We start from the raw sequence: 11774 nt of genomic DNA, 5'->3' as shown, positions 1-11774 counted from the left end.
TTTTTTAGGTTGTTTTTAGATCAGATTAAGCGTTTGGCTCAATGAGTCCATATTTTCCATCATTTCGGCGATAGACCACATTGGTCAAATTTGTCTCAGCATTTGTGAAGACGAAGAAACTATGACCTAACATGTTCATTTGAAGAATGGCCTCTTCGCTATCCATCGGTTTTAAATTGAATCGTTTTTGTCTGACGATTTCTGTTTCATCAATTTCTTCGTCATCTTGAACAGCTACATCAGGCGTCCCATTTCCTCCAGCAAATAAGTGTTTTTTGGCACCTTGCTCGCGGAATTTACGGTTTACTTTTGTTTTGTGCTTTCGAATTTGACGTTCTAATTTACTGGCTGCTAGGTCTACTGCATTGTACATATCTTCATTATGCACCTCAGCTCGAAGTGCTAGATCAGTCATTGGAATGGTAACCTCAACTTTAGATTCTTGATCATTGTAAAACTTCAAGTTCACGTTGACTGAAGCATCTACGTCTGTTTCAAAATAACGCTCCAGCTTTCCAATTTTTTTCTCGACATGATCTCTTAGTGCAGGTGTTACGTCGATGTTTTCTCCTCTGACATTGTAATTCATGTAAAGAACGCCTCCTTTAAAATTAAGGATATGTAAACCTATTTCTACTTTTCCCTCCTTTTCTCCTGCTCAAACGTAAAAAAAATGTGAATATTCATTGAAATTTGTCGAATTTTGCGGTGCTTCAACTGTTGCTTGATAGGTGATGAATATATATTCGGCTCATTCTTGAAAAAGACCAGCTCACGTTTAAATCGTGAAAGATGAAATGGATGTTTTCAGCGAATGAGATAAGGTTTTTAAATCTTCCGCCGCTGCTTTCATCTCTTCATTTGCTGCCAATGATTCTTCAACAGCCGCAGACATGTACTCCGTCTCTTCTGAATTGCGTTTGGCTCCTTCTTCAATGACCCCAACCGTCTGAGATATTTCCTCTGTACTAGCTGAAATTTGCTCTGCAGTGGCTGAAAGTTCTTCTGATTTCATTGAAATATCACGAATAGATTCCAGAATTTCATGAAAGCTCTGTTCAGACAATTGCGATACTTTCACACCTTCTGCTACATCCTGCTCAACCTTTGTCATCGAATGTGATGATTTTTCAGTATCTTTGTTCACGTTCGCGAGTAATTGACTAATTTGATCTGTCAGCTGACTAGATTCTTCCGCCAGTTTCCTCACTTCATCTGCTACAACCGCAAAGCCTCTTCCATGTTCTCCTGCTCTTGCCGCTTCAATAGCAGCATTTAAAGCAAGCAAGTTCGTTTGGTCAGCAATGGCATGGATATGACCTAACAAATCTTCAATGCCAGTAAACTGGGCTTGTACATGAGCCATTGTGGAATGGTGCTCGTTCACAGACGCTTTGATAGAGCTCATTTGTTTTACGAATTGCTGAATAAGCGCTGCACCCTCTTCAGCCTTTTCAGTCACTGAAATTGAGTGACCCGAAACATCGGATGTGTGTTCAGCTGCATTTTGCATACCAGTCGAGACTTCTTGAATCGCAGAAGCTACTTTTCCGACCGCGTCTGATTGTTCACGTGAAGCTTCACCGACCTGTTCAATCGAACTAGACGTCTGCTCACTTGCCGATATGGTTTCATGAATGGTTTCCTCAAACTGAGCAGCAGAATCAGCTAATTGTCTTGATCCATTTTGCACCTGTAAAATGAGCTGACGTAAATGAGTCGTCATTTGATTAAAAGCGATACCAAGTTGGCCAATCTCATTTTTAGAGGTCACTTCAATCTCTTCAAGTGTAAGATCACCATCTGCCATCCTTCTCGCGGCATTTGTGACAGAAACAATCGGCTTTGTCATACGATAAACGAATCTTGTCCCAATCACCAAAAAGCCAACAATAATGACCGCACTGACTAGAATGAGTGTGAACACTAATTGGTTACTGTCTTGATTGAGCTGATTGATTTTCTGGTCACGTTGCTTCAACTGGGTTTGAGCAAATTCTTTTGTAAAGGTATGTATTTCTTGTTCGATAGGCTGTAATTCTTGACTGAGGCGGGTGTTGAATTCTTTTTGATTTTGCATATTCAATGAATTAAATAGTCGGTTCGTTGAGGTGTAGTAGAGATAATTTTTTTCTGAGATTTGATCTAATAGATTTTTTGCTTGTTTGACAGCGCTCATTTTTGAAGCTTCAGTTGTTTTCTTATTAATCTCTTCATATGTTTGCTCAATTTTCTGTAAATTTTCAGCATCTTGCACGACAACATAGGTTTTGATTTGCGCTTCCTGCTTTTGCAAAAGCACCTCTAATTCCAGTGAGGTCTGATAAAGCTTCACTTCTTTGCTGAGAAGCGTCTTGTAGGATTGATCTGTTTTGTAATAGATAAAGCTTGAGACCCCTAAAATACTGACAAACAATACACATATGACAATAAGCCCAAACAAAAATTGATTTTTTAGTCTCATAATTTCCTCCGAATGGTCTGAATTGAACAAAAATTAATGAATGACATACGGCCTCATACAGGCATGTATTTCATCCATCCACTTTCTATATTCAGGTATAAAATATGATGTAAGGAATGATTGGAAGTGTATTGAAGGGAATGTATAGAAAGCTAGTATATCAAAACTTAAAAAAATTTGATCAAACGAACGAATCGTTTTGGCAAAGTGCTCATTTTCTATAATTGAAAGCAGAAGGGGATGCGTTGTCTCTAAATGAAAGAAGGCATGGATCAGATCATTAAAGATCCGATCCCCTTCAGTTTTAGCAAAATCCTTCTCAATTTCATCTAAATATTTTAGACTCTCTTCTATCGTAAATAGAAGTTCATAATATGTGGTTAATAAAATATAGTCATCTGAACGATACGCCACAGGTCTCACCTAATTATTTCCGTTTATCGTAATATACGCCGTCACTCGTCATAGGCTGGTATGGATTTTGATAATTCAGCTGTTTCGTTTTCTTTTTTTGAATGGCTTGAATATCTGCTTTGATCCCATTTTGGATCACAGTTAATTGCTTCGCCATCTGTTGATCTGTTCGGATGATTTCTTTGATTTTCTCTTTTTCTTGATCCGTCAGCTCATGCTGAATATCTCTCATTAATTCGTCTCTCTCAATCAAAAAGGCATCAAAGTCTTCAACCAAGGTGTCACTTTGCGGATTTGCCGCTATTTCGGCTGCCATTTTTAATGTTTGGTCATGCAGCTGGTCCACAATACTCATAGAGATCCCCCGATAGAGTGATGGCGCCCTTTTCGATCGGTTTGAATAACTTCCTTCCATGCATCACGAAAATCAGTTACGTATTGCTCTACTTCATTCAACATCTCTTCGTCATTTTGAAGATTGGCTTCAATCAGTCTGCGATAAATGTAATCATACATACTTGCCATACTCTTTGATACGTCATAAGAACGATTTAAGGTGACATTTAATTCTTGAATGATGTTTTGAGCCTTTTTCAGGTTCACATTTCTCGTTTCTGCATCCTCTTTTTGAATGGCATACTTCGCTAGTCTAATGAACTTTAAGCAGCCTTCATAAAGCATAAGCGTCAACTCAGCAGGTGTTGCAGTCTCAATAGAATTTTTCTGATAGGCGGCATAAGGGTTCTTTATTGCCATATGTTATAAACCTCCAATTATTGTCCAAGCAGTTGAGAAAGATAGCCAGATTGGTTGTTTAGCTTTTGAATCGCGCTATCCATGGCATTAAACTTTGTATAGTAACGAGCTTCAACAAGTTTCAAACGGTCTTGGAACGTACTCATTCGTTTTGTTAAAGAATCAAGGTCCTTACCAAGTCCGTATTCCTTTAATTCCATCGTTGTGCTGCCAGCCTTTGTTTGAATGCTCTTCGTGAAGGCTGATAAGGAATTTTTGATACGATGAATGATTCCTTGTTCTTGATATTGCTGCTGCGCTTTATCTTTATCTTTTGAATCCACATTTAGCGAACCTGACATAAATATTTGACTGATCTTCTGTGGGTCTTCTTCAATGGCTTTTCTTAGTTTCGGTTCATCAATGACAAGCTTTCCGCCATCTTTATATTTATCTGAAGTGGTAATTCCGATTTGTGTCATGTGAATTCTATTCCCATCACTTGTCGTAATATCAGCATAAAAATCACTTCTTATTTTAGAGGCACCACCTCGTAAAATGGAATCACTTCTCAGCAAGCCAGACTTCGCTGTCGTTTCCCATAGCTCCACTTCTTTGTCAGACATTGCTTTTTTCTCTTCAGCTGTTAAAGGATGATAGTCCCTATTTCTTTTTTCATTGACTTTGCCATTGACCTGCTCAACAAGTTCATTGTATTTATCAACAAATTGTTTAATTTTATCAAAGATTGTATCGACATCTGTTGAAACGTTTAAGCTGACAGGCTTATCGGTTGTCCCTTTAAGCTCGTACGTAATACCAGCCTGCTCAAATGTATTGTTGTTATTTTCCATTTTCAGACCATTAATCTCGTATTGTGCTTTTTGCCCTTGAGTGGTCGCAACTAATTTGTTATCTCCATCCACTTGGAAGCCTAATTGAGTGAAGAATGAAGCTGAATTACCATCAGCTGCTTTAATACTGACACCTTCTCCCGTTGTCCGTGAAGTGAGAGCGACCGTATCGACATAGTTTGATCCGTCAAAGATCTGTCCTTTGTAAGCCGTCACACCTAATTGCGAGTTGTTCAGCTTTTTCACGATGTCATCAATTGTATCGGTATCAGAAGTATTGATCGTCACCGTTTTCGGTTTTGTCGAATCTGGTGTCGTCACTTCGAATGTAAACGTGCCATTTGTTGGTGTAAATCCAGATGTACCAGATGATCTGAAGACGGAAGCTGTCGCTAATTGGGTGACATTGATTGAGCCAGAAGTAGCATTAGTTGAGCCAGTTGCTGTGACAGCAGATTCATTTGAGCTTGTCACCTTTTTTGCGCCATATGTACTTGGACGCGTTAAGTTTAAACTGTTGATCAAATCATCTAATTCTTTGACTTTCGAGTTCACCTCGCGATAGCTGTCTCTTTGCCATTCAAGTGTTTGTTTCTGGCGTGTCATTTTATCAAGTGGTGCTTGCTCAGTTTTCATTAGCTTTGATACGATTTCATCAATATCAAACACATTTGAAAATCCAGTAATTCGATTGACCATTTTTTATGTTCTCCCTTCACTTACATTCTTTTATCTACAAATAAACCGACAATTTCTGTCATTGCCGCATAGAAATCAAGCCATTCCTTGGAAGGAATTTCTCTAATGACTTCTTCTGTTTGGTTATCTACGACTTTGACATAATATTCATTGAGTTTTTCATGTAATTCAAATTGCAGATGAAATTGAGTGGGTTCAATCAGCTTGTTTGCTCCTTGAAGCGTTTTTTCAATTTCTTCTTTTGAAACGACCTTGCCATTTGCTTGTAAATTAGAGTTTACATTGTCATTCTGGTTATTAGAAACACGGGTTTGAAATGCATCGATAATTGGCTCTAGCGATGTCACCTTACCAACAGACATAGTTATTCAGCTCCTGTGCTTTAATCTACCTTTTATATCGGCTTTGAATTTTCAAATTAAATATAGATGGACCGATTTGTTAAAGTTTCATATAGATGGTGAACATCCACACAGAAACGTGGAGAAGGATAGCTGAATCAGATAAAAAAAATCCTCACTTTTTTTGTGAGGATAATTGAGAGAGGAGATCTACAGATAAACTCGCAGCACGACTGTTCTCTTCTTGAATAGACAGGTACACTTCTTTTCTATGAATATCAATGTGCTTAGGAGCCTCAATCCCGATTTTCACTTGATCGCCTTCGATTGAAATAATCTTGACTTCAATATCATCGCCAATTTGAATCGACTGGTTTAATTTACGCGAGAGAACTAACATGAGGATGCCACCTCTAACAAATGTTTTGTATGATAGGCTGAATCATGCAAAATCACCTGCTTGGCTTTCATGTTTTTCCGGTTCACAATAATAGGCGCTCTTAAATTGGCTGTCGTTTTTTCAATAGAAGATTCCATTGTTAAGATCACCATGACTTCCACATCATTGGCATCTTCTACTTCTAGAATATCTACGACCGTTTCGTCTAGATCGAATTCATATTGATTGAAGAATAAAAACGGACTGCTGACAATAAAGCCTAACTCTGCGTTTTTCAATGATTGAAGAACTAAAAATGGAGACTCTTCTGATAAAGGTAAAATGACAAACTGTTGTTGATCTAGAAATCCTGGTATTCCATTAGAGAAGTTGATGATTTGCTCCTCTTTGATTGTCATTTCACCATGGTATTTTGTTTGAATGATCATAATTCACGACCTTTTTCATTTTTCTTAACTATACCTTATCACCATTTTGGCCCGTTTCGTCAACTTCTATTTTTAAATCTGGGTATTGTAACATATCAATATTGACCTTACCTGGCTGGTAGTTAACGATTGGTTTATGAGGCGTTGCCTCTATAATAGCTTTTTGAGGCTCCACATCAATTTGAAGCTCAGATGGCTGATAGTGAATTTTGACACTAAAGAATGAAGGGATCACACCAATGGTGAATTGTTTGGCTGGAGGGGTGCCATTGATTTTGGCAAACTCGGCAATTGCATTCCCACCATTCTCGATCTTGATGAGTTCACTGCCTTCTTCCGCTCTTCGGCCCATTCCCTCTCCAACAGCACGTTTCCCCTCAGCTGCCCATTCCTCAGATCGTCTAAAAATCGACTTGATATCCATATCGGCAAATGCTTCGGTTTGATCTATGGTTAATTTTGACGGTGTCCTTGTCATATTCATGACGGCTCTGGGCTGCTGAATCTCAAGGTCTGCTCTTGGCTGCTCTACTTCTTGCCGAGAAGGAGTTGTCGACATTTGCAGCTTTGCATAGGTTTGTTGCATTAACAATCTAGGGATTTGCATATAGGTACACCTCCATGATGCAAAAAAGCACCCAACGGATGCTTTTTATTATCTTAAGAAATCGACAAGGGATGGCTGAATAACTTTAGCCGTCGTTGCTAAAGCAGCTCTATTCACAACCTCTTGTTGAAGAAGATCAATAATTGCTTTTTCACTTTCTACATCTTCATTATCTGATTTGGCATTTTTCAGTACTTCGAATTGTGAAGTCAAGCGACTGCCTACTAAGTCAACACGATTTGAACGGGCTCCTAGGTCCGAGCGCTCAGCACTCATCACTTCTTTAAACTGATCGATACTTCCTAACGCATCATCAGAATTTGCGAACGTTCCATTTTTCAATGAGTTTTCTAAATCCGTCAGCATTTCAATGACATTTTGACCGCTGGCAGACTGTCCACCAAACGCTGAAATTGGATTTGAGTTCACATTTAAAGTGATACCATCAGAAATGTTCGACTTAACAGAATTTGCATCTGTATAGTTTTCAAAGTTAAACGTAAACGTACCATCTGCGTTCTCAACAACTGGTTTGACATTTGTATTTGTTCCATTAAATACGAACTTACCTAACATCTGAGTGTTCATCGCGTCAATGATTTGTTTCTTCATCTGGCCAATTTCTACTCCGACAGCTGCTAAATCTTCTGGCTGCTTTGTTCCATTAGCCGCATCAAGCACTTTATCTCGTACATTTGACATAATATCAATGATTTCAGTGACACTTGTTTCAGATGTATCAATCCAGTTCTGTGCTTCATTTAAGTTTTTTTGATATTGTTCATTTCGAAACATTGCTGTGCTATATTGAAGGCTTTTTACTGCTGCAACGGGATCATCAGACGTTTTTGTGAAACGTCTCCCTGTTTGTGCCTGCTCATTTATTTTAGAAAGTTTTTCATAACTTTTACTAATATTACGAAGTGAGTTTTGAGAAATCATACCTTGTGTGACTCGCATCAGTTATACCTACCTTCCTACGACACCCATGCCGTTTATTACTTTATCCAATATTTCATCCTGTAATGTCACAACTCTCGCAGCTGCATTATATGCATGCTGAAATTGGATCATATTCGTCATTTCTTCATCAATGGAAACAGCACTCGTCGACATCCTACGTTCATTGGCTGAATTGACAAGAGCGGCTGAACTGCTTTCTAGCGTCATGTTCTTTTTCCCTTGGATCCCCATCTCAGCAATGACATTTTGGTAGTAATCCTGGATCGTCGTTGTATTGCCGCCGATTGGTACCTTTAAGTCTTGAATACCAGCTAATTTCGTAGCATTCGAACCGTCACCTTGTGTTTGATTGAGAGATGCTGCAATATTATCTGTTGATGCTAAAATGACATCACTCACTTTGATACGAGCTGCTAAGCCTTTATTCAATTCATTGTTATTCTCAATATCAAAGAAGTCTTGTCCACTTGTGCCATTTAACGTGTACCCCTGCTTATGCACATCGTTAAATGTATCCATAAATACTTGTGCTACTTCATCCAGCTCTGCAAGCATGTCTGGATACATGCCTTTTTCAGCACCATTTGACATGTAGCCATAAGCCTCAACAAGTGCTTTTACTTTACCATTCACTTGAAGCTGATCTGCTGCAATGGTTGTTGTTCCGAATTGAAGTGAGTTAACAAGTCCCGTTGTGTTATCATAGGAGATTTGCAGTTCAGATTTTTCGCTCGTAATGCCATTCAAAATCGTTCCAGCAGATTGTCCATTTGCACCGATAATGTCGATGTTGACAGTTCCTTCAGCAATTTTGAGTGCATTCCCGCCAGATGGATTATAGCTCACTTTAATATCAACAAGTGAGGATAATTGATCTACCAACGCATCACGCGTATCATATAGATCATTTGGAAGATACCCGTTTGGTTCAACTGCTGCAATTTGTTTGTTCACTTCATCTATTTGAGATAAAATCGTGTTCACATTTTTGGCTGTTGAATCGAGTTCTGTTTTTAAATTCTTTTGTATCGTTGTTAAAGACGAATTAAGTAGACGGAATTGATCTACTAAAGCCTGTGCACTTGTTTTAACAACTGTACGCGCAGACGCTGTATCGGCATTTTTTGTTTCAGATAGGACCTGTAATGATTTCCAAAGGTTATCAAAAGCTCTGTTTAAGCCTTCATCCGTCAAATCATTCATAACTCCCTCCATTTGCGAAAGGGCATCAGATTTTGTTGAGTAGTAAGACAAGTTATTGTTATGATCTCTGAATTGCAGATCTAAAAAGCTGTCTCGAATTCTTTCCACGGTTCCAACTTGAACACCTGTCCCCATTTGGCCATAATTCTTGCCGTCATAAACTGAAATGACTGGATAAGGATTATCTGCTTTAAAGGTAACTCTTTGTCTTGAGTAGCCATCTGTATTTGCATTGGAGACGTTGTTTGATGTGACATAAAGCCCTGCACGCTGGGCTGTGATTCCTCTTTTTGCCGTTTCTAGACCCATGAATGTAGAACCCATTGGTATCCTCCTTGTTTACGCCTTTGAATCAAACAAAGCCCTCTGCTGTTTAGGCTTTGAACTCTCAAGACCATTTTGTCCGTAATTCATATTTTCTTTATTAGGGTTAACGAGATCGAATGTCAGTGAAATAAATTGAAGCGACTGCTGAATGAGCTGTTTGTTCAGTTCATTTACATCTTTCAGTTCCACCATGATGTCATTTAATTTGTCATATAATGAAATGAGCTCTTCTTGATCCGAACCTTCAGCCTTTTCGATACACGCGGTGATGGTTGGCGGTTCATCACTTTGTAAAAATTGAACTGTGGCTTCAATTCGTTTTTCTTCTAATTGAGAAATGGCTTGAATATATTTTTGCTCTAAATTCAGAACCTCTGAAAGAGCATCAATCTCATTGCTTTTCAGCATTTCTGTTTTATCCTTCGACAGCTTCAAAAGCTGTTCATGCAATCCATAGAGACGATGCAGCTCTTCAATGATTATTTTAACTGACATTCACGCTACTCCCTTTTGTTATTGTTGTTTATAAAAATTCAGCATTTTATCAGCAATGCCTTTTGTATCTACTTGATATGTTCCGGCTTCAATGCTTTTTTTAATTTGGTCTATTTTATCTTGGCGTTCTTTCATGATATTCGGCACCTTTTGCATTTCGATTGCCTTTTTAGAAATTTCGACTTTATCAGTTGATTTTGCTTGATTTGATTGCAACGTTTGTTTCTCATATGTTTTCTTGTAAGGATTTACTGGTTGTGTTCCATATCGATTAATTTTCACGGGATTCCTCTCGCTTTCCGTTACAGTCTGTCTTGATTCTATCCATTTTATCGACCAAACTGCAACTTAGTTTAGGGAATCAATCGTTTTTAGGATTAATGGCATAATAGGTGTCTTTTTTCCTAGATTCAATCTCCCTTTTACGCTCTTCTTCTTGATTCATTTGACTCATTTGCGAATGAATATCCTGTTCACATTGGCTGCACAGCTTGTTTTTTCTGATCGGTTGGCCACATCTTTCACAAGGATAGTTGATATTCGGAAATTGACTAATTTGAAGTCTTTTCAAACGGATAAATTTCAAGATTAATTCTTCATCAACTTCTGTTGCATCTACTATTTCAGCAATGGTTGATTGTCTATTACTTTGCTTTCGCAAGAATTTATAAACGATATCAAAAGAACGTTCTTCTTCTTCGAAGCATTTGTTACAAACCGTTTGGATGGTGGTTTTTAAAAACAGCTGATTACATTGTGGACAGTTTGCCAATTGATTCATAACCAAAACCCCTTACGTTATTTTCTCTTCTTATTATCGGTTAATTATCCTGAATTTTAACTACGGATCAACGTAAAAGAGGAAACACTTTTGACACCTGCTTCTTTTAAAATTCTTGCCGCATCATAAATGGTGGCCCCCGTTGTATAGATGTCGTCAATTAAGATAACATCCCTTTGAACGATCGCATCTGTCTGCTTGATTTGAAACATTCTTTTTTGATCTAAACGTTCATTTTTCTTTTTCTTAGACTGCTTGCTTTGATGTATTTTCACAAGCGGCTGCAGGATCGGCTGACCAATCAAGGAAGCAAGTATGACTGACTGATTAAACCCTCTTTCCTTTAGCCTTTCTTTACTTAAAGGAATCGGGATCAGCACAGGTTCTTTAATTGAAAAGGAGCGCTTAAATACTGCTTGGACATCTTGTTTAAAAAGCTCAGCTAAAGCTGTATCACCTCGAAATTTAAAGCGGGAAAGGACATCTTTCATCAAATCGTTGTAAGCATAAACAGACCTATTTTTCACAAGTACTGTAGTAGAATCAGGGCGTTCTTTCCACCTGGAACAGTCTTGACATAATTGATCATTCGACTGTGCTCTCCCACAAGCTGGACAAATCGGGCGTTGAATTTTTTCTAGGTGATGCTTACATGCTATACATAGATGATCATCATTTAATAGAAGTAATGATTTCCATGTAAAAGCAGCGACAAAATGCCCCTCACAAATTAGGCAGATCAATTGTTATCCTTATTTATCGGCAGACGATTTTCGCATCTTGGAAATGTGGTGACCTTTGAAGCAGCTTCTGTCAGAATGACCAGCATGGCCGTATTCTTCTGTTTATCCACCATCTCGGATTTACTGTAAGATATTTTATCGATATCTGTTATATACTGAGGCTTCACTTGATTTAGTGAAATCGCTAATACATCTTCTATACACTTTTCACAGTGACAAATCATGTTTAATTGGTTGAGATATTGATAGAGGATTTCCTTGAGTAGTATTTCTTTTGCATTGAGTAGCATATTTGTCTCTCCTGCCATTTGTGTATTGTG

General features: G+C 38.2%; 17 protein-coding genes. All 17 read right to left on the bottom strand.

The features are described 5' to 3' along the window. Positions 1 to 25: 25 nt before the first annotated feature. Complete coding sequence (hpf, locus tag C6Y01_RS09685; RefSeq protein ID WP_034660135.1) at positions 26 to 589, bottom strand: ribosome hibernation-promoting factor, HPF/YfiA family; 564 nt, start codon at positions 587 to 589, stop codon at positions 26 to 28. 189 nt (positions 590 to 778) lie between these two features. After that, positions 779 to 2464: a methyl-accepting chemotaxis protein gene (locus C6Y01_RS09680; RefSeq protein WP_106038109.1), complete on the bottom strand. Its 1686-nt coding sequence runs from the start codon at positions 2462 to 2464 to the stop codon at positions 779 to 781. A gap of 33 nt (positions 2465 to 2497) precedes the next feature. Further along, positions 2498 to 2878, bottom strand: a complete 381-nt coding sequence (locus C6Y01_RS09675; protein ID WP_058013569.1) for a DUF8042 domain-containing protein — start codon at positions 2876 to 2878, stop codon at positions 2498 to 2500. Between the two features lie 13 nt (positions 2879 to 2891). Further along, positions 2892 to 3233 carry a flagella biosynthesis regulatory protein FliT gene (gene fliT / locus C6Y01_RS09670; protein ID WP_106038108.1) on the bottom strand — a complete coding sequence of 114 codons (342 nt, stop codon included), beginning with the start codon at positions 3231 to 3233 and terminating at the stop codon, positions 2892 to 2894. Next, positions 3230 to 3634, bottom strand: a complete 405-nt coding sequence (fliS, locus tag C6Y01_RS09665) for a flagellar export chaperone FliS (protein ID WP_106036481.1) — start codon at positions 3632 to 3634, stop codon at positions 3230 to 3232. Before fliS ends, fliT begins: the two co-directional genes overlap by 4 nt. A 17-nt stretch (positions 3635 to 3651) precedes the next feature. Next, the gene (locus tag C6Y01_RS09660) at positions 3652 to 5166 is read right to left on the bottom strand and encodes a flagellar hook-associated protein 2 (RefSeq protein ID WP_106038107.1); all 1515 of its coding nucleotides are present in this window, start codon (positions 5164 to 5166) and stop codon (positions 3652 to 3654) included. 20 nt (positions 5167 to 5186) lie between these two features. Then, the gene (gene flaG / locus C6Y01_RS09655) at positions 5187 to 5528 is read right to left on the bottom strand and encodes a flagellar protein FlaG (RefSeq protein WP_034660141.1); all 342 of its coding nucleotides are present in this window, start codon (positions 5526 to 5528) and stop codon (positions 5187 to 5189) included. A 154-nt stretch (positions 5529 to 5682) separates the two neighbouring features. Further along, a complete protein-coding gene (gene csrA / locus C6Y01_RS09650) occupies positions 5683 to 5907 on the bottom strand; it encodes a carbon storage regulator CsrA (RefSeq protein WP_003212955.1) in 225 nt (74 codons plus the stop codon). After that, positions 5901 to 6335, bottom strand: a complete 435-nt coding sequence (fliW, locus tag C6Y01_RS09645) for a flagellar assembly protein FliW (protein ID WP_034660142.1) — start codon at positions 6333 to 6335, stop codon at positions 5901 to 5903. Before fliW ends, csrA begins: the two co-directional genes overlap by 7 nt. 28 nt (positions 6336 to 6363) lie before the next feature. Next, positions 6364 to 6942: a DUF6470 family protein gene (locus C6Y01_RS09640; protein ID WP_034660143.1), complete on the bottom strand. Its 579-nt coding sequence runs from the start codon at positions 6940 to 6942 to the stop codon at positions 6364 to 6366. Between the two features lie 48 nt (positions 6943 to 6990). Then, positions 6991 to 7902, bottom strand: a complete 912-nt coding sequence (gene flgL, locus C6Y01_RS09635; RefSeq protein WP_034660144.1) for a flagellar hook-associated protein FlgL — start codon at positions 7900 to 7902, stop codon at positions 6991 to 6993. Positions 7903 to 7911: 9 nt separating this feature from the next. Further along, the gene (gene flgK / locus C6Y01_RS09630) at positions 7912 to 9432 is read right to left on the bottom strand and encodes a flagellar hook-associated protein FlgK (protein WP_106038106.1); all 1521 of its coding nucleotides are present in this window, start codon (positions 9430 to 9432) and stop codon (positions 7912 to 7914) included. 15 nt (positions 9433 to 9447) lie between these two features. Further along, a complete protein-coding gene (locus C6Y01_RS09625; RefSeq protein ID WP_034660146.1) occupies positions 9448 to 9930 on the bottom strand; it encodes a flagellar protein FlgN in 483 nt (160 codons plus the stop codon). A gap of 18 nt (positions 9931 to 9948) precedes the next feature. Then, positions 9949 to 10212 (bottom strand): flagellar biosynthesis anti-sigma factor FlgM, encoded by a 264-nt coding sequence (flgM, locus tag C6Y01_RS09620; RefSeq protein ID WP_003213252.1) that lies wholly within the window; start codon positions 10210 to 10212, stop codon positions 9949 to 9951. 79 nt (positions 10213 to 10291) lie between these two features. Then, entirely contained in the window at positions 10292 to 10711 is a 420-nt protein-coding gene (locus C6Y01_RS09615; RefSeq protein ID WP_034660147.1) for a TIGR03826 family flagellar region protein, read from the bottom strand. A gap of 56 nt (positions 10712 to 10767) precedes the next feature. After that, positions 10768 to 11454 carry a ComFC family protein gene (locus tag C6Y01_RS18925; RefSeq protein WP_189318694.1) on the bottom strand — a complete coding sequence of 229 codons (687 nt, stop codon included), beginning with the start codon at positions 11452 to 11454 and terminating at the stop codon, positions 10768 to 10770. After that, positions 11451 to 11744: a late competence protein ComFB gene (comFB, locus tag C6Y01_RS09605; protein ID WP_060597398.1), complete on the bottom strand. Its 294-nt coding sequence runs from the start codon at positions 11742 to 11744 to the stop codon at positions 11451 to 11453. Before comFB ends, C6Y01_RS18925 begins: the two co-directional genes overlap by 4 nt. Positions 11745 to 11774: the final 30 nt, after the last annotated feature.

Source organism: Bacillus sp. NMCC46, assembly GCF_002998465.1.
In the GTDB taxonomy this organism is placed as follows: domain Bacteria; phylum Bacillota; class Bacilli; order Bacillales; family Bacillaceae; genus Bacillus.
Note: the sequence above shows the minus strand (reverse complement) of the source record. Positions and strands in the feature narration are given on the sequence as shown.

What these genes read in the sequence shown, in the direction of transcription:
- fliS (WP_106036481.1), bottom strand. Translation starts at nt 3,634, where the DNA reads ATGGCAATAAAGAACCCTTATGCCGCCTATCAGAAAAATTCTATTGAG.
- flgK (WP_106038106.1), bottom strand. Translation starts at nt 9,432, where the DNA reads ATGGGTTCTACATTCATGGGTCTAGAAACGGCAAAAAGAGGAATCACA.
- fliT (WP_106038108.1), bottom strand. Translation starts at nt 3,233, where the DNA reads ATGAGTATTGTGGACCAGCTGCATGACCAAACATTAAAAATGGCAGCC.
- C6Y01_RS09640 (WP_034660143.1), bottom strand. Translation starts at nt 6,942, where the DNA reads ATGCAAATCCCTAGATTGTTAATGCAACAAACCTATGCAAAGCTGCAA.
- C6Y01_RS09615 (WP_034660147.1), bottom strand. Translation starts at nt 10,711, where the DNA reads ATGAATCAATTGGCAAACTGTCCACAATGTAATCAGCTGTTTTTAAAA.
- hpf (WP_034660135.1), bottom strand. Translation starts at nt 589, where the DNA reads ATGAATTACAATGTCAGAGGAGAAAACATCGACGTAACACCTGCACTA.
- C6Y01_RS09625 (WP_034660146.1), bottom strand. Translation starts at nt 9,930, where the DNA reads ATGTCAGTTAAAATAATCATTGAAGAGCTGCATCGTCTCTATGGATTG.
- csrA (WP_003212955.1), bottom strand. Translation starts at nt 5,907, where the DNA reads ATGTTAGTTCTCTCGCGTAAATTAAACCAGTCGATTCAAATTGGCGAT.
- C6Y01_RS09660 (WP_106038107.1), bottom strand. Translation starts at nt 5,166, where the DNA reads ATGGTCAATCGAATTACTGGATTTTCAAATGTGTTTGATATTGATGAA.
- flgL (WP_034660144.1), bottom strand. Translation starts at nt 7,902, where the DNA reads ATGCGAGTCACACAAGGTATGATTTCTCAAAACTCACTTCGTAATATT.
- C6Y01_RS09680 (WP_106038109.1), bottom strand. Translation starts at nt 2,464, where the DNA reads ATGAGACTAAAAAATCAATTTTTGTTTGGGCTTATTGTCATATGTGTA.
- comFB (WP_060597398.1), bottom strand. Translation starts at nt 11,744, where the DNA reads ATGCTACTCAATGCAAAAGAAATACTACTCAAGGAAATCCTCTATCAA.
- fliW (WP_034660142.1), bottom strand. Translation starts at nt 6,335, where the DNA reads ATGATCATTCAAACAAAATACCATGGTGAAATGACAATCAAAGAGGAG.
- flaG (WP_034660141.1), bottom strand. Translation starts at nt 5,528, where the DNA reads ATGTCTGTTGGTAAGGTGACATCGCTAGAGCCAATTATCGATGCATTT.